Below are 19,298 nucleotides of genomic sequence, written 5' to 3'. Positions count from 1 at the left end.
TGATGAATAATAAAGTGAAAATTAATCTACTGTGTTTTACAACTGTATTGGGTTGGGCTATCGCTTTTCCTTTTTCTAAAGTAGCAATGCAACAATTTTCGCCATTTGCACTAGGTTTTTTAAGAGTGACAATAGCTTCATTGACCTTAATATTAATAGGTATATTCACAGGAAGTAGACTGCCAAAGAAAAAAGACTTGCCAATTTTCTTTTTGGCAGGTGCTTGTGGTTTTGGATTATATCTTTTTGCCTTTAATAAAGGTATAAAGAGTATTTCATCTGCGTCATCAAGTATTATAATAGCTTTGACGCCTGTTATGACTGCTGTTGCAGCTAATAAAATATATAAAGAGAGAATTAATATAGTGGGTTGGATTACGCTTATAACAGCATTTATCGGGGTAATGATAATGATGCTTTGGGATGGAGTGCTATCTTTCAACTTTGGTATGTTATGGACTTTGGGAGCAGCTACATTATTCTGCGGATATAATTTGTTGAATAGAAAACTTTCTATGATGGGTTACAAATCTATAGAAATAGTAACTTACTCAATGATATCAGCTGTGATTATATTATCTCCATTTGCAATGGACGGATTTAATCAGATTCAAATTGCGGATGCATACCATATAGGTGTAGTGGTTGTATTGGGAGTAATAAGTAGTGCTGGATCATATTTTTTATGGAGTGTGGCTATGTCTCTTACAACTAACACGAGCGAAGTTGCAAATTTTAGTTTTCTAACACCTTTTTTCGCTACATTATTGGCATCTTTTGTATTAAAAGAGATTCCAAATATGGGAACAATAATTGGAGGAATAATAATTATTGTAAGTATAATTATTTTTAGCAAGAAAGGCAAAATTTAGCAAAATATAGACAATTCAAGGTCTAAGTGATATAATTAATTGGATAAACATTTTTTTGAAATTTGGAGGAGATAGAATATGGTAACAGCTAGTGATTTTAGAAAGGGTGTAACTTTTGAAAAAGATGGACAGCCTTGTTTAGTTGTAGATTTTCAGCACGTAAAGCCAGGTAAGGGAGCCGCTTTCGTAAGAACTAAATATAAAAACTTGATAACAGGAGCAATCAGAGAAGAAGCTTTCAATCCAAGTGATAAATTCCCTAAGGCTAATATAGAAACAAAGCAGATGCAATACCTATATAACGATGGTGAATTATACTACTTTATGGATGAAGAAACTTATGATCAGATACCTCTTAACTATGAACAAGTTGAAGATGCTATCAAATTCTTAAAGGAAAATGAAGTTGCAACAATTAGATTCTATCAGGGATCTCCATTCCAAGTAGAAGGACCTAACTTTGTTGAACTTGAAATTGTTGATACTGAACCAGGAATCAAGGGTGATACTGCAAGTAACGTTACTAAGGCGGCTACAGTTGAAACAGGAGCAGTGGTACAGGTTCCACTATTTATAAATGTTGGAGACAGAGTAAAGATAGACACAAGAACAAGTGAATATCTATCAAGAGTTAATTAGGACTTTTAGATAAAATACCTGTATCTTACAGGTATTTTTTTCTAATATAAATTTTTTATAATAAGAGGAGAGGATGCATATGCCATCAGTAAAAACTTTAGTTAGAGAAAATGTAGAGATATTTGAAAATCAAATAGGATATACATTTAAAGACAAAGAATACATACAAATAGCGCTTACTCACTCATCTTTTGCCAATGAGCATAAAGAATATAAATACAACGAGAGGTTAGAGTTTTTAGGAGACTCTGTATTAGGCCTCGTAATAAGTGACTATTTATTCAATGAAAGAAAAGATTTACCAGAGGGTAAACTTACAAAATTAAGAGCGAATGTAGTTTGTGAAGAGTCTCTTAGCGTAGTAGCTAGAAAATTAGATTTAGGTAAATTTCTATTCTTAGGTAAGGGAGAAAAGTCTTCTGGAGGAAGAGATAGGGATTCAATTTTAGCTGATGCTACGGAAGCTGTTATAGCCGCTATATACTTAGACGGTGGTTTCGAAAATGCTAAGAAGTTTATATTGCATAATCTAAGAGACGTGATTATCAAAACAGTTGATGGAAATATCTTCAGAGACTATAAGACAATTTTACAGGAAATTATACAAAGTAAAAATGGTAAACTATGCTATAAATTGATAGAAGAAAAAGGACCAGATCACAATAAGGAGTTTGAGATGCAGGTTAAATGTGGAAATAAAGTACTCGGTACTGGTAAGGGGAAAAATAAGAAAGATGCAGAAAAAGATGCAGCTAGAAATGCCTTGGAACAGATGGGTGAATTATAATGAACAAGAAAATCATACCTATATTTGTGCCTCATCAGGGATGTCCGCATGACTGTATATTCTGTAATCAAACCAGGATTACAGGTTTGTCTACAGATATGACTGGCCAAAAAGCTAGGATCATTGTAGAAGAGGCTCTGAAAACTATAGATGATGTAATGGTAGAAATCGCATTTTTTGGAGGTAGTTTTACTGCTATTGATCCTGTATTTCAAGAGGACCTATTAAGTTTAGCCAAGGAATATAAGGATAGGGGCTTGGTACGAGATATTAGATTATCCACTAGACCAGATTGTATAGATGCAGAAAAATTAGATAGGTTAAAAAAATACGGAGTTACAATAATTGAACTGGGAGTTCAATCAATGGATGAAGAGGTATTAGAGAAGAGTATCAGGGGTCATAAAAAGGATGTAGTTTATGAATCTTCAAAGCTCATAAAAGATTATGGTTTTACACTTGGACTTCAAATGATGTTGGGCTTACCAGGTGATTCTAAGGAAAAATGTATATATACAGCCAAAGAGTTTATAAAGATTGGACCATCTTTTGTAAGGATTTATCCTACACTAGTAATTAGAGAAACAGGTCTAGAAATAGAGTATAAAGCAGGTACTTATAAGCCTTTTTCTATAAAAGAAGCCATTGATATTACAAAGAAATTAATGGTATTATATTGGATAAATAATGTGGGCGTAATTAGGGTTGGTTTACAGGCAACTGAAGATATTCAAAATGGAGTAGATGTAATAGCTGGACCTAATCATCCAGCCTTTAGAGAACTTGCCAAAGCTGAAATGATCAAGGATTACCTAATAAGTATTATACCTGAAGAATTTCGTACAATTTGTATTGAAACAGCAAATATAAATATATCTTTTGTAGTTGGGAACAAAAGATCAAACAGAATTTTTATAAATGAAAAATATAAGGCAAGATTTAAAGTATTGGTAAATAATTCTTTAAAAGATTCATTTAAAGTAATAATTGACGATAAGGAAATAAAACATATAAAATTTGAACAAATGTATTTTGAACTAGCTAAGATTTACGATTTATTGTAGTTAGTTTGATGAAAGGAGATAGAATGTATTTAAAAAAGCTGGAATTACGTGGATTTAAGTCATTTCCAACTAAAACTGATATATTCTTTGAAGAAGGGGTTACAGCAGTTGTAGGTCCTAATGGTAGTGGTAAGAGTAATATCTCTGATGCTATTAGATGGGTAATGGGAGAGCAGAGTATAAAAAGTTTAAGAGGGGAAAAGATGGAAGATGTCATTTTCTCTGGAACTGATACAAAAAATCCAATGAATTTTTGTGAAGCATCAATTTGCCTAGATAATGCGCTTGGAGAAATAGATATTGATTCAGATGAATTGATTATAAAGAGAAAAGCCTATAGGAGTGGTGAGTCTGAATTCTCTATAAATGGCAAAATTTGCAGACTAAAAGACATCAAAGAAATTCTAATGGATACAGGTATAGGAAAAGATGGATATTCTATTATTGAACAGGGGAAGGTAGAAGATATTCTGAGTTCAAATCCTGCAAACAGGAGAAAAATATTTGACGAAGCTTGTGGCATAGCTAAATTTAGGTATAAGAAAAATGAATCAGAGAAAAATCTAAAAAAATCTAGTGAAAATCTTGAGAGAATTAATGATATTTATGACGAAATAGAAAAACAAATTAAGCCTTTGGAAAGACAACAGGAAAAGGCAAGGAAATTTATAAAGTATAGAGATGAGCTCAAAATATTGGAAGTAAATGATTTATTGGAGCAAAATGATCATGCCGAAAGACTGATAAAGGACTTTGAATATCAATTAGAAGAAAACAGAAAAGAGATTCAGTTAGATGAAGACGAAAAGAACAATCTAGAAATAGAAATCTCAAAATTGAGAGAAGAAGAAAATAACTTAGAATCACTGATAGAAGAGACAAATGAAGCTATCAATTTGCTAAGTGAAAAATTAAATGAAAACAAGGGTGATTTTAATATTTCTAAGGAAAAAATAAAGTCACAAGAGGCAGAATTACAAAGAAAGAGAAATGAACTAAAGATTTTAGATAAAAAAATAGAAATAGATAATACAGAGCTTGATAAAATCAATAAGGTGGCAGATGATAACTCATTTATTATAGAAAAAATAGAAAATGAGTTAGCCGATATTTTTGAAGAAAAAATTAGTCTTGAAAATAAGCTTGAAAGTATAGAAAAATCTATAGAAGATAATAAGAATAAATCTTTAGATTTACTTCAAAAGAAAGAAAACTTATCAAAAGAATCCATATCTATAAAGATAAAGCTTGAAAATTTAAAAATTAAAGAGCTTGAATTTGCAGATTCTATGAGTGAAAAGATAGCTAATATTGATCAATTAAAATTAGACATTGAAGATAAAAAGAATAATTTAAATGATTTAGAAACAAGTATTAAAGACTTTGAAGTAAATATAGGCAATAAAGCTTTACAGATAAAAAATATAGATGAGCAAATTTCAAAAAATAATAAGGAATATCAAGATTTAAATTATAAGACTGCATCACTAAAATCTAGACAAAAAACTTATATAGAAATGGAAAACCAACACGAAGGTTTTAATAGAGGAGTAAAGGAAGTACTAAATAACAAGGCGATTTCTGGTATTCATGGAGCACTTGGTGAATTGATCAAAGTGCCTATGAAATTTGAAAAAGCTGTTGAAGCCTCTCTAGGAGCAGGGATTCAAAATGTAGTTGTTGATAATGAAAATTCAGCCAAGCAGGCAATAAATTATATAAAATCAAACAACTATGGCAGAGTTACTTTTTTACCGATTAATACTGTTAGGGCTAATAAGATTGAAATTAGGGCTAATGTATCTATAAAACCAATAGGCATAATGTCTGACTTACTAGAATTTGATTCAAAATATAAGGGTGTAGTAGATTACCTTATGGGTAGGGTTGTAGTTATAGATACTATTGATAATGCCATTAAATTTGCAAAAGAGACTTCTCACAAATATAAAATTGTTACGCTAGAAGGAGAAATATTAAATCCAGGTGGAGCTATGACGGGTGGTAGCTTAAAGACTAACTCAAATATTTTATCTAGAAAGAGAATAATAGATGAATTATCAGAACAAATTGGCACAAATGAAAACAATCTTATGGCTATATCAGATAAATCACAAGCCTTAGTTAGCCATAAAGAAGTATTGCTAGATGAACTGAAAGATATGAAAAACTCTAAGTCAGAATTTGATAATCAAATAATATCTATTAATACTCAGATAAAAATGATGGCTAGAGATCTTCAGGTTAAAAATAAAGATATAGATAATAATAAGGCTGAATTGGAAAGTATTAAGGTTCAAATACAAGAAAATAGCAAGGCTTATAGTGAATTTACAATGAATTTAGAATCTTTATCTACACTTACATTTGATAATTCATCTTCTATAAATGTGCTAGCTTTAGAACAAGAATCTTTAAAAGAAAAATTGGAAAGCATAGTTAAAATTTATAATGAGAAGAATCTTGAGCTAGTAAAAATTAAACAGATTTTTGAGTCAAATATTAGTGAAATTGAAAGAATTGAAAAGAATATTCTTGATTCTAATATAGAAATAGATAATATAAAATCTTCAATGGAAGAAAATAATGAATTATTAAATGAATTAGATACTAAAGTTTTTGAACTTACAAAATTAATAGATGATTTGGAAAAAGAATTCAAAGATAAATCAAGTTCACTTATTGAGATTAAGTTATATAGAGATGAACATAAGCAAAAACTAGATGAGATAAGTCAAGAATTTAGAGCAAAAGATAGAAAATTAATGGAATATAAAGAAGAGATATTTAAGCTTGAGTCTAAATTAGAACGCCAGATAGATAAACGTGATAATATTTTAATTTCATTATTTGAAAAATATGAATTGACAGTAGTTCAGGCACTTGAACTTATAGATAAAAGTATAAATATAGATGTTAAGAGAATTGAAAAACTTAGGAAAGCTATTAAAAATCTTGGAAATGTAAACTTAGATTCTATAGAAGAGTACGAAGAGCTAAGTGAGAGATATACTTTCTATAAAGAACAAAAAATAGATCTAGAAAAATCAATCGAATCATTAAAATTTATAATAAGTGATCTAGAAGAAAGAATGGTTGATGAATTTGTAAAGAACTTTAATATAATAAATGAAGAGTTTGTTAAGGTATATAAGATACTATTTGGTGGCGGTAATGCTAATTTAGCTATTTCTGATATGGAAAATATACTATCATGCGATATAGAAATAACGGCTCAACCACCTGGCAAAAAGATGAAAAATTTATCATTGTTATCTGGCGGTGAAAAGGCTCTGACAGCTATTTGTATACTTTTCGCTATACTTGTATCAAAACCTACGCCATTCTGTATATTAGACGAAATAGAAGCACCACTTGATGATGTAAACGTATATAGATTTGGAGAATTTTTGAAAGACTTGAGCAGAGATACTCAGTTTATTGCTGTTACTCATAGAAGAGGTACTATGGAAGTTGCTGATTATATATATGGTGTCACAATGCAAGAAAAAGGTGTATCATCAGTAATAAGCATAAAGTTTGATGAAGCAGAAAAGATGATTGAATCTTAGGAGGTAAGATGTTTAAATTTTGGAAGAAAAAAGACAATGAAGAAAATATAGAAGAAATAATAGAAAAAGATATAAATGAATCAACTCAAAGTACTGAATCTAAGGTTGATGAAATAGTAAGAGATGATAAAAAGTTAGTTGAAGCTGATAAAGAAAATCAAAAAGAAAAAGAAGGCGACAAAGAAGAAAAAAAAGATGAAAAAACCAATGTATTTTCTAGATTAATGCAAGGTATTTCAAAAACTAAGGATAATATAACTGGCAGGGTAGATTCAATATTAAATTCATATACCAAAATAGATGAAGAATTGATGGAAGAATTAGAAGAAATACTAATTACTGCAGATGTTGGACTTAATACTACTATGGAAATTATAGATAGATTAAGAACTATGATAAAAGAAAGAGGAGTAAAAGAGCCACTAAAAGTTAGAGATCTATTAAAAGAAATAATAGGAGATATCCTATCAAAAGATAATAGCAAGATTGAAATAAAAGAACCAGCAACTATAATAGTAATGGTTGGAGTAAATGGTGTAGGAAAGACTACTACTATTGGTAAACTTGCTCAAAGATTCAAAGATGATAAGAAAAAAGTAATGCTAGCAGCTGCAGATACATTTAGAGCGGCTGCGACTGAACAGTTAGATATATGGGCCAATAGAGTGGATGTGGATATAATCAAACATCATGAAGGAGCTGATCCAGGTGCCGTAGTATTTGATGCTATAAAGGCTTGTCAGTCAAGAAAGGCAGATGTATTGATTGTCGATACAGCCGGTAGATTACACAACAAAGTCAATTTAATGAATGAGCTTGGAAAGATATTTAAGATAATTGATAGAGAATATCCTGAGGCACATAGAGAAGTATTGTTGGTTGTAGATGCCACCACAGGGCAAAATGCTGTCAGTCAGGCAAAAACTTTCAAAGAAGTTGCGGATATAACAGGTATTGCACTTACAAAACTAGATGGTACAGCAAAGGGTGGAGTAGTTCTAGCTGTTAAATCAGAAGTTGATGTACCTGTTAAATTAATAGGTGTTGGTGAAAAGGCAGAAGATCTACAAGATTTTGATGCAAAATCTTTCACAAATGCTTTATTTGGTGATATGTAATTAAATATAATAATTTTAAATAAGTGTAAAGTAAAAAAACTTTACACTTATTTAAAAAGTGCTTGACTTATTTATTACTATAGTATAAAATATTCTAGTGTAAGGTTAAAGACCTTTACAAGGAGGTCTAAAATGGATATTGAAAAAATGATTGAAGTTGAGATACTTCTAGCATATTATTCTCAATTATTGACTGAGAAGCAAAGAGAAATTATTTCTATGTATTATGAAGAGGATTATTCTCTTGGAGAAATAAGTTCTATATTAAAGATTTCAAGACAGTCGGTATTTGATAGTTTAAAGAGATCAGAAAAATCTTTAAAAGAATATGAAAATAAATTGAGAATGGTAGAAAAATCAAAAAAAATAAATAAGCAAGTAGACAAACTAGCAAAGCAGATTGAAAGTTTATCTAATATAGATAAGAAAGATCAAAATCAGCTACGTATTTTAATAGAAGAAGTTAGGGAGTTGATATAATGTTATTTGAAGGTTTATCAGATAAGCTACAAAATGCATTCGGTAAGTTAAAATCTAAAGGTAAACTAACAGAAGCCGATGTAAAAGCAGCAATGAGAGAAGTCAAGATGGCTTTGTTGGAAGCCGATGTAAATTATAAAGTAGTAAAAGATTTTGTAAAGGTTGTTCAAGACAGATGCATTGGTGAAGATGTTATGAAAAGTCTAACTCCTGGACAAATGGTAATCAAGATAGTAAATGAAGAGTTGACCAATTTGATGGGAAGTGTAAAATCAGAGATTACTTTCTCACAAAAGCCACCAACAGTAATTATGATGGTTGGTTTGCAAGGTGCTGGTAAGACTACTACTTCTGGTAAGCTGGCAGGTTTGCTAAAGAAAAAAGGCAAAAAGCCATTATTAGTTGCAGGTGACGTATATAGACCAGCTGCTATAAAGCAATTACAGGTTGTAGGTGAAAAGTTAGATATTGAAGTATTTACTATGGGAGATAAAGTTTCTCCAGTAGATATCTCAAAGGCTGCTTTGGAACATGCAAAAAATAATTTAAATGATGTAGTAATTATAGATACAGCAGGTAGACTTCATGTAGATGAAGTACTGATGCAAGAGCTTAAAGATATTAAATCAAATGTAAATCCTCAGGAAATACTTTTGGTAGTAGATTCTATGACAGGTCAGGATGCAGTAAATGTATCAGAGTCATTTAATGAGGCTCTTGGCATAGATGGAGTAGTTCTTACAAAATTAGATGGCGATACAAGAGGTGGTGCAGCACTTTCTATTAGAGCTGTAACAAATAAGCCAATCAAGTTTGTAGGTATGGGAGAAAAGTTAGATAATCTAGAAGTTTTCCATCCAGATAGAATGGCTTCAAGAATTTTAGGTATGGGTGATGTACTTTCTTTAATAGAAAAAGCCCAAGACTCATTGGATATGGAAAAAGTCAAAGAGTTAGAACAAAAAATGAGAAAAAATGAGATGGATTTTGAAGATTTTCTATCTCAGCTAGAACAAATTCAAAACCTAGGTCCACTAGATAAGTTGCTGGATATGGTACCTGGCATGGGTTCTATAAAAGGTCAGATGGGTAATTTTGATGCTAACGGTAAAGAAGTAAACAAAACTAAGGCTATCATTCAATCTATGACTCTATATGAAAGACGTAATCCCGCTGTTCTAAATGCTTCTAGAAAGAAAAGAATAGCAAGGGGTAGTGGCACATCTGTGCAAGATGTAAACAGATTAATAAAGCAATTTAATGAGATGAAGAAAATGATGAAAATGTTCCAATCAGGAAATATGATGGGCAAAATGAAAAAAGGTGGTTTTCCTAAAATGCCTAAATTACCATTTTAACAATTTCAATTAAATTTGATTTACATAAGTAGTTAAATATGATATAATTCATTAGTATTTGCAACAGTGAATATATCTTTTATAAATAATATAATTAATAATGATACATGGAGGTATTTTACAATGGCAGTAAAAATTAGATTAAGAAGAATGGGTACACATAAGAGACCTTTTTACAGAGTAATAGTAGCAGATGCTAGATCACCAAGAAATGGTAGATTTATAGAAGAAATAGGATACTACAACCCACTAACTGAACCAAAGCAGGTTAAAATAGACGAAGAAAAGGCAATCAAGTGGTTAGCAACTGGTGCTCAGCCAACAGAAGTTGTTAAGAAACTTTTCACTACTAACGGTATAACTGAAAAGTTCGAAGCATCTAAAGCATCTAAGTAATCCTTTTTGGAGATGATGATATGAAAGAGCTAATAGAAGGAATAGCAAAGGCTCTTGTTGATAATCCAGACAAAGTAGAAGTAGAAGAAATTGTTGATGGTAGAAATGTCCTTTTAAAGCTTAAAGTAGATGACTCAGAAATGGGTAAGGTTATTGGTAAAAAAGGAAGAATTGCAAAATCAATGAGAACTGTACTTAAGTCGGTTTCAAACAAGAAGAATGTAAATGCAACTTTAGAAATCGTAGAGGATTAGGTATAACCTAATCCTTTTTTCTATAATTTATGTTGAGAGAGGAAGATATGGAAAAAATTCAGTATTTTAGAATAGGTAAAATAGTGTCTACAAGAGGTCTAAAAGGTGAAGTGAAGATTTACTCATACACTGATAATATTGACAGATTTAAAGAATTAAATTTCGTTTATCTGGATAAAAAAGAAGATGAAATATTGGAAATTCAAAAAATGAGTCCAGTATCATCCAATATGGTTGTTTTAAAGTTTGTGGGTTATGATAGTATAGAGTCAGTTCAAAAGTTAATTAATAAGAGTATATATGTGGATAGAGAAAATACATATGAATTAGATGAAGATGAAATTTTAATTAGCGATATGATTGGAATGATAGTAGAAACTGTAGATGGTAAAATAATTGGTAAGCTATCAGATGTATTACAGTATTCTGCAAATGATGTATATGTAGTAAAATCCGAGGATTCAAAAGAGTATCTAATACCAGCAGTATATGAAATTGTACCTGAAATAAATGAAGAAGAAAATAAAATAATAATTAATCCAATTTCAGGTTTATTGGACTAATGAATATATCAGTAATGACTCTTTTTCCTCATATGATTGAATCCTATATGAGTGAGAGTATAATGAAAAGAGCAATAGAAAAAGATATTATTTCAGTAAAAATTTATAATATTAGAGATTTCTCGGAAAATAAGCATAAAAAAGTAGATGACTATCCATTCGGTGGTGGAGCGGGTATGGTAATGACTCCTCAGCCTATTTATTCTACATTTGATAAGGTAATTGAAGATATGGGATTGGATATGTCTACAAAGCCAAAATTGATTTATTTGTCTCCTAAAGGAAGAACATTTGACCAAGAATACGCAAAAGAATTATCCAAAGAAGAAAATCTAGTATTCTTATGTGGACATTATGAGGGTATAGATCAAAGAATAATAGATTCTATTGTAAGTGATGAATTTTCAATAGGTGATTATGTACTAACAGGTGGAGAATTGCCAGCAATGGTTATGATTGACTCTATTTCTAGATTGATACCGGGTGTGCTTGGTACAAATGAGTCATTTGAAGATGAGTCATTTGAGAATGATTTGCTTGAATATCCTCACTATACTAGACCTAGAACATTTAATGGTATGGATGTACCTGATGTAATTATTTCAGGTAACCATAAAAAAATTGATGAGTGGAGATTGAATGAATCAAAGAAAATAACACAAGAAAGGCGCCCTGATTTGTGGAAAAAATATAAAAATAGAGAAAAGTAAAAATTAAAAATTAAAAATGATAAAGGAAGTCCTTTATCATTTTTTTTTATTTATACTATAAGTTTTATCTATAGATTATATAGTGAATTTAAATTGAAAAGAATATGAATTAGATTTAGCTTAAAAGTTAAAACTTAATCAATAAAAGTATTTTTTTGATATTATACTAAAAAAAACTGGTAATTTGAAAGAATTTATTCAATTTACTAGGTTTTTTAATGATTTTAGACAATTATTATGTGATAAATAATCAGTTACTTGCAAAATTTAGATAATTGTTATATAATTAATAATAAGCAGTGATAAAATAGTTATAGATATAACCTATATTGAAAGGATGGTAAACAATATGAATGAACGGAAGAAAGTAAAAGCCATTGGCATAGAGACATTCGTCTTCCTAGTAATATTTATCGGAGGTTTTGCTTGGGTTGGAAGTATCATGGGCGCTGGTAACATGTTCAAGACTATGATGGCTACAGCTCATGACTTACTATTAAACACAGTATTATTGATTATGGCAATGGCAGTTCTAGCTGGAGCGATTAGTGGTCTATTGTCAGAATTTGGAGTAATATCATTGGTTAATAAAATATTTGCACCAATAATGAAACCAATTTGGAATCTACCTGGAGCAAGTATTACAGGAATAGTTGCAACTTATCTTTCAGATAATCCTGCTATTATACCTTTTGCGAAGGATAAAACTTTTACTCAGTATTTCAAGAAGTATCAAGTTCCTGCACTATGTAATATAGGTACAGCTTTCGGAATGGGTCTAATAGTTACAACTTTTATGATAGCTCAAGGGTCAAAATATATTGTACCTGCTTTGATAGGTAATCTAGGGGCTATAATTGGTTCTATAGTAAGTGTTAGAATAATGCTTATGCAAACAAAAAAATATTATGGTGAACATGCTAATGATCCATATGATGAAACGATGTCATCTGATGATTTAGATTCGCCTATAGATCACAGATATGTTAGAGATACTAATATGTTCCAAAGAGTTCTTGATACATTATTAGAAGGCGGAAAAAATGGTGTTGAAATGGGTGTAGCTATAATACCTGGAGTATTGATAGTTTGTACATTCGTTATGATGATTACATTTGGTCCATCAAAAAATGGATCATATACTGGAGCAGCTTATGAAGGAATAAAACTATTACCTTATCTAGGAAGTAAAATACAGGTTGTATTAGAACCATTGTTTGGATTCCATTCTCCAGAAACTATTGCATTCCCAATAACTTCACTAGGTGCTGTAGGAGCAGCAATATCTCTAGTTCCAGAATTTATTAAAAATGGAGTGGCTGGTCCAAATGAAATAGCTGTATTTACTGCTATGGGTATGTGCTGGTCAGGATACTTAAGTACTCATGTTGGTATGATGGATGCACTTGGAACAAGAGAGTTAGCTGGTAAGGCAATATTAGCTCATACATTTGGTGGTTTAGCTGCAGGTATTTCAGCTCACTGGATACTTATGGCTGTTCAAATGTTTTAATGTTAAGTAGAGTTAATAAATTTTTATAATAAGATTATAAATTAATTTAATTGAATAATAGGTATAACTTATAACTATAAAAAAAGATGAGGCTTAGCCTCATCTTTTTTTATATATGCAGAGGCTTATAATGGAAAAATTTATCTTACTCGTGTATATTATTAAAAAAATCACATAATTTACTAATTAAATAAAATTTAACACAAAAATAATACAAAAATAATACAATATTAACTTAAAAACTCTAAAACTATTTAGTTAGAAAAGCTGTTGATATATATCAACAATAATTTTAAAGATTAACGTTGTTAAATAATAATTTTAGCTTGAATGCACATTTAATTGAGAATACAATAATACAAAGATACAAACAGTTTGTTTAAATAGTAAGGTTTTTTATTACATTTTCCAAAGTAAGTTAAATAAAAGGGAATTTTTATGAATATTATCTCGAATGAAAACAAAGTAAAAAATTATATATTTATTACATTATTGTGCTTTATAATGATAAATTTTTTTGTTGGATGTGCAAGTGCTAATGAATTAACAAATAGAAATTATTATGTATTTCCTAATAGTCAAGGATTAGGTTTACTAAATTATATGCCACTTACAAGTCCGCAACTTCAGTTTAGAACCACTGGAGGATACTATAATAGTGCTAGTATTGATTCAAAGGGAGATGGTATATTGATACCATCTGGTAAAATAAACTGCTCAGCCTTTATAACATCTGATGTGAAGTTTGATATAGCGCACAATGATTTTAAAATAGGTTATATTGTTGATTCTACTGGGGGAAGTACTGCCGCACCTAATTATGGAACAGCATTTATAATGCATAATCATCCATTTAATGACTATCAGCCTAATAAAAATAATGATCGTGCACATTTAGCTATATATAAAAATGAATACAGCACACAAATATCAAATTTTATAAATAATGCTATAGCGGTAGAATTGGATAATAGTATGAACCATACTCTTGCATATCAATATTTGGAAGGGAAAGCTGATGGTAGTGTAGAAGATTCAGATACATATGCTCATTTTGCTATTACTAGACCCGATTTCGCTACTTCTACAAATTGTATTCGACATCTTGAGAGAAAAACTATTCCACAGATGGGTGGAGGTACAAGCTGGCAATGGTCTGAGAAAACTAGAATTGTAGTGGAATGGAAACTCACAGACCCAGGAAGTACAGACCAACTTGAAGACAACATATATACAATGACGGTTAGAACATATATGTTAGATTCTAATATGAATCAACTCTATAATAACGGTGTGAGAGTAGAGGGTATGATATCTCATAAATTTACATATGCAGATTTGATATATTACTTTGCATCTAATGAAGTTTATTTGGGTTTTTCTGCATCGTCGGAAGCTTTAAGTGTACCTAGAAAAATAAGCTTAGATTCTGGGACTCCTTATTATTTAAAGCATGAATATATTGATAATACACAAGATTATAAATATATACCAACAAAGGAATATGAAGAAGAAAGATATTATTATGAGGATGAATATTTAAACATTGAACCATATATAGAAAAGTTTGGAGACTATTTGTATAGATGGACATTAGCATTCAAATCATCTGATGGTACGCAAACAAGAGTTGCAGATATTAAGAGATTTCAGGTTGGAGGAGGAAATATACTTCCATATTTGGGAGCAATATATGAATTTAAGCGAATTAGATATGATTGGCAGGTAAAAGAAATAAATCTAGGCAAATCAATACAGGGAAGAAATGACGATCCTGGAATTGAAATAAGATATAGAAATGACTCTGATGGCAAGAATGTAATAGATAGAATTATTTATAAATACGCTATAGGGAGTTCGGATGTTCCTATTAAATCAGATGACATTTTAAAATTATTAAAAGCTCAATCAAATTATCCTATATATTCAAACGATTTAAATGGCATTGAAAAAGAAAAATCATTATTAAACATAGATGGATATAGTTTTGACTCTACTAATAGTTCATACTTTTTCACTAGTTCGATTGGATTAAAACATAGTAATTGCATAATGGATATAGTAGATAAAAATAACTCATATTTAGGAGAAAATACCATATATTTTGCAAATTATCCTAGTGGCGTAAGTAATTTGAATGGTCAATATGATATGACTGGTACAATGAAGGCAAGTGATGGAGATGGGTTAGTCGATTATTCTAAATTTTGCAATATAAATATTAATCCACTAAGCCCAATAGCAGAAAATGATATCAGCCAAGGTCCTGTGATTGATAAAATGGTTGACGGAACACAAGTAAACTGGGAATTATATGCAAGGAGTAAAACTGTAAATAAAATAAGTCTTGATGGAAACCATAATGCGGATTCATTAAAGAATATGATAGGTATTACAGTTGTAGGAGTAGATGTTACAAAACCTACAATTAATTCTACTTTAACTAGAACACAGATGGGAATAAATAATCCTGATTTGATAGATGTCTCAAGAGATGATTTTATTAAATCAATTGACTTAGACGATAAAATAGTTGGTTTTGATAATCACACAAAGTCAAATGAACTTGTGAACAAAAAACTTATTTATAAGGTAGATGGTTTAAATGTTAGCAAGTCTGATTTGAAAGCTAAAATGTGGGATGGAGCATTGCATACATATAGTATTTATGGCTCAATAAGCGATAAAGCTGGGAATATATCAGATGAAACTAAATTGATGACCTATACACCTAAAATTATAGAAAATCCAGATCAGAGTATTATAGAAAATCCAGATTTTGTCACTGTAACATTTGATGCAAACGACTATAATAACGGAAAAGCAGATGAGTTTACAATAGCAAGATTAACGAGCAATATGTCAGGTAGTTCTTTGAAAGATCAAGAAACAATTTCATATGCTATTTCTAAAAATATGACTTGGAAAGACTTTATTTCATATATCAGACCACCTAGTGTTGAAATGAAAAACAATAAATGGGTTCTGCTTTATTCTGATCAACAAGCTTATACAGAAAATCAGTGGAATACTAATAGAGAAAATACTGGCTATAAAATACCTTCTGCTGACGATACTAGAACATTGGAGAACATGGCATCAACTACAAATAATAAATTGTCCTACTATGCTCAATATGAAGTACCACTTCCACTTGGTAAAAAGCTAGAAGAAAAATCTTCTACTATGATATTAATAATTGGTCTTTTAGGAATAATTACAATGATAGTTTATAATTTTATGAATTTAAGAAGGTGAAAATGAATAAAAAAATTAAAATGATTATTGATACAAATAAAGATGAACGTATAGTAGGAAAAGATAAGGAAAATCTATTAGAAACTGATAAGAAAACTATGGAAACAAAAAATATTAAACAAGCTATTATAAAGTTACTAATAAAGATTTTTATAGTTGTATTTTTAGTAGTAGGTATGTTTACTTTTATATTTGGTTTATATAGAGTGAACGACATAGATATGGAGCCAGCTGTTATTCCAGGTGATTTAGCATTATTTTATAGATTAGATAAAAACTGCATTCCAACAGATGTTGTAGTAATTGAATATAAGGGTGCCAAGACATGCTCTAGAGTAGTAGCTGTTGAAGGTGATTATGTAGATATAAACGAGAAAGGCTTATATATTAACGGGAATAAGGTTTACGAGCCCAAAATATACTCAGAAACACTTGCTGTAAAAAAAGGAATTAAATATCCTTTAAGAGTAGGTGAAAATGAAATATTTATATTAGGAGACAACAGAAAGAATTCAGTAGATAGTAGGTTATATGGTCCAGTAGAAAAATCAACCATATATGGTAAGTTGATTAGTCTCTTTAGAAGAAGAGATATTTAAAAAATTAATATTTGAAAAGAAAAGTTTTTTTGGAGGAGTAGAAATGAATAAGAGGTTTAATAAAAAAAGTAAGGCTATAATATTAGTGGCAAGTATGTTTTTTTCAATAGGAACGACCAATTTAAGTTCACATGCAGCAAATAATTATTCAAAAAGTTTATCCGTTAAAGATGTCGTAACTGTTGCTGACACAGGTGTAACTGGACCCAATGAAACTTTTACTTATACGGCTCTAGCACACAGCTATAATGCTGACACTAGCTTGGTTTCTAAATGTCCTAGTTTGTCATCGGCTACCGTAAATGGTCTTGAGACAATAAATACAGATATGGATTCAACTAACTCAGGTAAGCAATTAATAAAAGAAACTAGTGATTTATTAGATAATGTTACTTTTCCTGATGCGGGTCAATACTCCTACACTATAAAACAAAATTCAGGAACAACATCAGGTATGACCTATTCAAAAGCTGAATATCTATTGTCTATAATGGTGGCAAAAGCAAATGATGGAACATTAAGTATAGAAAGCATTCAAATTAAGAAAACTGTTAATGATGATGGATCTACAGCTAATGGAAATAAAACTGAGTATACTCCAGGAACAGGTAGTAATAATGGATTTGAATTTAAAAATGAATATATTAAAAGTGGTGGTGATACTACACCTATTGACAATACTGATACTTTAAACAAAGTTGGTCTAGTGGTTACTAAGGCCGTATCTGGAACTTCTACAAGTAATGATCTAAACTTTGATTTTTCAATTAATTTGACTAAACCAAGTGGAGTAACAGGATCAATATCTGACGCAAAAGCTCAGATAGTAGATGCAAAGGGCTCAATATCTGGAAGTGAAATAAATGTACCTTATGGTTCTGATGTAACTTTTAAATTAAAAGCAGGAGAAAAATTAGTATTTACAAACCTTGCATATGGTTCAACAGTAAAAGTAAAGGAAACAGATAGTAAAGGTTTCATACCTTCAGCAACATATAATAGTGGTAGTGATATAAATGCTATCAGCAACACTGGTGTATTGGTTTCAGATACAGATGGTAATCAGGTAGATTATATCAATACAAAGCAAACGCCAATAGGTATAATAATGAATATATTGCCTTTCCTAATTCTAATAATTGCTTCAATAATAGGTTTTGTTGTATATAAGAGAAATCGTATCAAAGCTCAATATAATTAATATAAGGAGCAATATGTGTGAAAAATAAGAAAATATTAAGAGTTATAAAAAATATTTCTACTACTGTAGATTACTTTATATTATTGATCTCTATTTTAATGTTTGTTATAGGATCATATGCTATATGGGACACATATCAAGTATATAAACTAGCGGATAAAGGAACTTTTGAGCAGTATAAACCTAGCCCAGATAATAAACTATCCTATAGTGAATTTATGAATGAAAATCCAGATGTAATTGGGTGGATCAACATCTATGGTACAGGCATAGATTATCCAATAGTGCAGTCTACTAGCAACGAAAAATATGTAAATACTAGTCCAGATGGTAAATTTTCAACAGCTGGAAGTATATTTTTGGATTATAGAAATAAGAGAGATTTTACTGATTTTAATAGTATTATATATGGTCATCATATGGATAGGGGATTGATGTTTGGTAATATTGATAAATTTGTTTCTAAAAGTTTTTTTGATAGTCATAAGTATGGTCTACTTTATAGTAAAAATCATAGGAGTGGATTAGAGATATATGCTCTTGTTAAGACGACATCTAGTGATTCTATGATATTTACTCCGTCATTTAAAGATGAGAAATCAAAAGAAGATTTTATTAAATATATAAATAGAAGTTCATTAAGAAAGAAAGATTTTAATATTAGTAAAAATGATAGATTGGTCTTATTAAATACATGTACATATACTGGTACGAGTGGTAGATATTCACTGGTGGCTAGAATTACAGACAAGGTAGAAGTTAATAAGTTTAAAAAACTTGAAAGTAATAATTTAGTAGATAAACTAGTAAAGTCTAAAGAATCTAAATTACTATTTTGGATATTATTATTAATAATTTTACTTTTATATTATTTATATAGAAAAAATAAGGATAAAAATAAATAAAAAAGAAAT

At 30.1% G+C, this 19,298-nt stretch carries 17 protein-coding genes; all 17 read left to right on the top strand.

From position 1 onward, the window contains the following. Positions 1-2 precede the first annotated feature (2 nt). Positions 3-872: a DMT family transporter gene (locus O0R46_RS05930; protein WP_269310807.1), complete on the top strand. Its 870-nt coding sequence runs from the start codon at positions 3-5 to the stop codon at positions 870-872. Positions 873-950: 78 nt separating this feature from the next. Further along, positions 951-1,511 carry an elongation factor P gene (efp, locus tag O0R46_RS05925; RefSeq protein ID WP_269310806.1) on the top strand — a complete coding sequence of 187 codons (561 nt, stop codon included), beginning with the start codon at positions 951-953 and terminating at the stop codon, positions 1,509-1,511. Between the two features lie 79 nt (positions 1,512-1,590). Beyond that, positions 1,591-2,298: a ribonuclease III gene (rnc, locus tag O0R46_RS05920; protein WP_269310805.1), complete on the top strand. Its 708-nt coding sequence runs from the start codon at positions 1,591-1,593 to the stop codon at positions 2,296-2,298. Beyond that, positions 2,298-3,362 (top strand): elongator complex protein 3, encoded by a 1,065-nt coding sequence (locus O0R46_RS05915; RefSeq protein WP_269310804.1) that lies wholly within the window; start codon positions 2,298-2,300, stop codon positions 3,360-3,362. Before rnc ends, O0R46_RS05915 begins: the two co-directional genes overlap by 1 nt. A gap of 23 nt (positions 3,363-3,385) precedes the next feature. Next, positions 3,386-6,934, top strand: a complete 3,549-nt coding sequence (smc, locus tag O0R46_RS05910; RefSeq protein ID WP_269310803.1) for a chromosome segregation protein SMC — start codon at positions 3,386-3,388, stop codon at positions 6,932-6,934. A gap of 8 nt (positions 6,935-6,942) precedes the next feature. Beyond that, on the top strand, positions 6,943-8,052 hold the full coding sequence (gene ftsY, locus O0R46_RS05905; RefSeq protein WP_269310802.1) for a signal recognition particle-docking protein FtsY: 1,110 nt from the start codon (positions 6,943-6,945) through the stop codon (positions 8,050-8,052). Positions 8,053-8,184: 132 nt separating this feature from the next. After that, entirely contained in the window at positions 8,185-8,532 is a 348-nt protein-coding gene (gene ylxM / locus O0R46_RS05900) for a YlxM family DNA-binding protein (protein ID WP_269310801.1), read from the top strand. Next, on the top strand, positions 8,532-9,890 hold the full coding sequence (gene ffh, locus O0R46_RS05895; protein ID WP_269310800.1) for a signal recognition particle protein: 1,359 nt from the start codon (positions 8,532-8,534) through the stop codon (positions 9,888-9,890). Before ylxM ends, ffh begins: the two co-directional genes overlap by 1 nt. A gap of 123 nt (positions 9,891-10,013) precedes the next feature. Beyond that, positions 10,014-10,286: a 30S ribosomal protein S16 gene (rpsP, locus tag O0R46_RS05890; protein WP_269310799.1), complete on the top strand. Its 273-nt coding sequence runs from the start codon at positions 10,014-10,016 to the stop codon at positions 10,284-10,286. Positions 10,287-10,306: 20 nt separating this feature from the next. After that, positions 10,307-10,540: a KH domain-containing protein gene (locus O0R46_RS05885; protein WP_269310798.1), complete on the top strand. Its 234-nt coding sequence runs from the start codon at positions 10,307-10,309 to the stop codon at positions 10,538-10,540. Between the two features lie 29 nt (positions 10,541-10,569). Then, on the top strand, positions 10,570-11,103 hold the full coding sequence (gene rimM / locus O0R46_RS05880) for a ribosome maturation factor RimM (RefSeq protein ID WP_269310797.1): 534 nt from the start codon (positions 10,570-10,572) through the stop codon (positions 11,101-11,103). Beyond that, positions 11,103-11,813, top strand: coding sequence for a tRNA (guanosine(37)-N1)-methyltransferase TrmD (trmD, locus tag O0R46_RS05875; protein WP_269310796.1), 711 nt, complete (start codon positions 11,103-11,105; stop codon positions 11,811-11,813). The genes rimM and trmD overlap by 1 nt, the downstream gene beginning before the upstream one ends. A gap of 349 nt (positions 11,814-12,162) precedes the next feature. Continuing rightward, the gene (locus O0R46_RS05870) at positions 12,163-13,326 is read left to right on the top strand and encodes a CD0519/CD1768 family membrane protein (protein ID WP_269310795.1); all 1,164 of its coding nucleotides are present in this window, start codon (positions 12,163-12,165) and stop codon (positions 13,324-13,326) included. Between the two features lie 504 nt (positions 13,327-13,830). Beyond that, entirely contained in the window at positions 13,831-16,584 is a 2,754-nt protein-coding gene (locus tag O0R46_RS05865) for a hypothetical protein (protein WP_269310794.1), read from the top strand. A gap of 2 nt (positions 16,585-16,586) precedes the next feature. Further along, positions 16,587-17,183, top strand: a complete 597-nt coding sequence (gene lepB, locus O0R46_RS05860; protein ID WP_269310793.1) for a signal peptidase I — start codon at positions 16,587-16,589, stop codon at positions 17,181-17,183. Positions 17,184-17,226: 43 nt separating this feature from the next. Next, the gene (locus tag O0R46_RS05855; protein WP_269310791.1) at positions 17,227-18,384 is read left to right on the top strand and encodes a DUF7601 domain-containing protein; all 1,158 of its coding nucleotides are present in this window, start codon (positions 17,227-17,229) and stop codon (positions 18,382-18,384) included. Between the two features lie 17 nt (positions 18,385-18,401). Continuing rightward, on the top strand, positions 18,402-19,289 hold the full coding sequence (gene srtB / locus O0R46_RS05850) for a class B sortase (protein WP_269310790.1): 888 nt from the start codon (positions 18,402-18,404) through the stop codon (positions 19,287-19,289). Positions 19,290-19,298 lie beyond the last annotated feature (9 nt).

It is taken from the genome of Peptostreptococcus equinus (assembly GCF_027125355.1).
GTDB lineage: Bacteria > Bacillota > Clostridia > Peptostreptococcales > Peptostreptococcaceae > Peptostreptococcus > Peptostreptococcus equinus.
Note: the sequence above shows the minus strand (reverse complement) of the source record. Positions and strands in the feature narration are given on the sequence as shown.

Coding starts and splice junctions, on each gene's coding strand:
- O0R46_RS05930 (WP_269310807.1), top strand. CDS start 3: ATGAATAATAAAGTGAAAATTAATCTACTGTGTTTTACAACTGTATTG.
- efp (WP_269310806.1), top strand. CDS start 951: ATGGTAACAGCTAGTGATTTTAGAAAGGGTGTAACTTTTGAAAAAGAT.
- rnc (WP_269310805.1), top strand. CDS start 1,591: ATGCCATCAGTAAAAACTTTAGTTAGAGAAAATGTAGAGATATTTGAA.
- O0R46_RS05915 (WP_269310804.1), top strand. CDS start 2,298: ATGAACAAGAAAATCATACCTATATTTGTGCCTCATCAGGGATGTCCG.
- smc (WP_269310803.1), top strand. CDS start 3,386: ATGTATTTAAAAAAGCTGGAATTACGTGGATTTAAGTCATTTCCAACT.
- ftsY (WP_269310802.1), top strand. CDS start 6,943: ATGTTTAAATTTTGGAAGAAAAAAGACAATGAAGAAAATATAGAAGAA.
- ylxM (WP_269310801.1), top strand. CDS start 8,185: ATGGATATTGAAAAAATGATTGAAGTTGAGATACTTCTAGCATATTAT.
- ffh (WP_269310800.1), top strand. CDS start 8,532: ATGTTATTTGAAGGTTTATCAGATAAGCTACAAAATGCATTCGGTAAG.
- rpsP (WP_269310799.1), top strand. CDS start 10,014: ATGGCAGTAAAAATTAGATTAAGAAGAATGGGTACACATAAGAGACCT.
- O0R46_RS05885 (WP_269310798.1), top strand. CDS start 10,307: ATGAAAGAGCTAATAGAAGGAATAGCAAAGGCTCTTGTTGATAATCCA.
- rimM (WP_269310797.1), top strand. CDS start 10,570: ATGTTGAGAGAGGAAGATATGGAAAAAATTCAGTATTTTAGAATAGGT.
- trmD (WP_269310796.1), top strand. CDS start 11,103: ATGAATATATCAGTAATGACTCTTTTTCCTCATATGATTGAATCCTAT.
- O0R46_RS05870 (WP_269310795.1), top strand. CDS start 12,163: ATGAATGAACGGAAGAAAGTAAAAGCCATTGGCATAGAGACATTCGTC.
- O0R46_RS05865 (WP_269310794.1), top strand. CDS start 13,831: ATGATAAATTTTTTTGTTGGATGTGCAAGTGCTAATGAATTAACAAAT.
- lepB (WP_269310793.1), top strand. CDS start 16,587: ATGAATAAAAAAATTAAAATGATTATTGATACAAATAAAGATGAACGT.
- O0R46_RS05855 (WP_269310791.1), top strand. CDS start 17,227: ATGAATAAGAGGTTTAATAAAAAAAGTAAGGCTATAATATTAGTGGCA.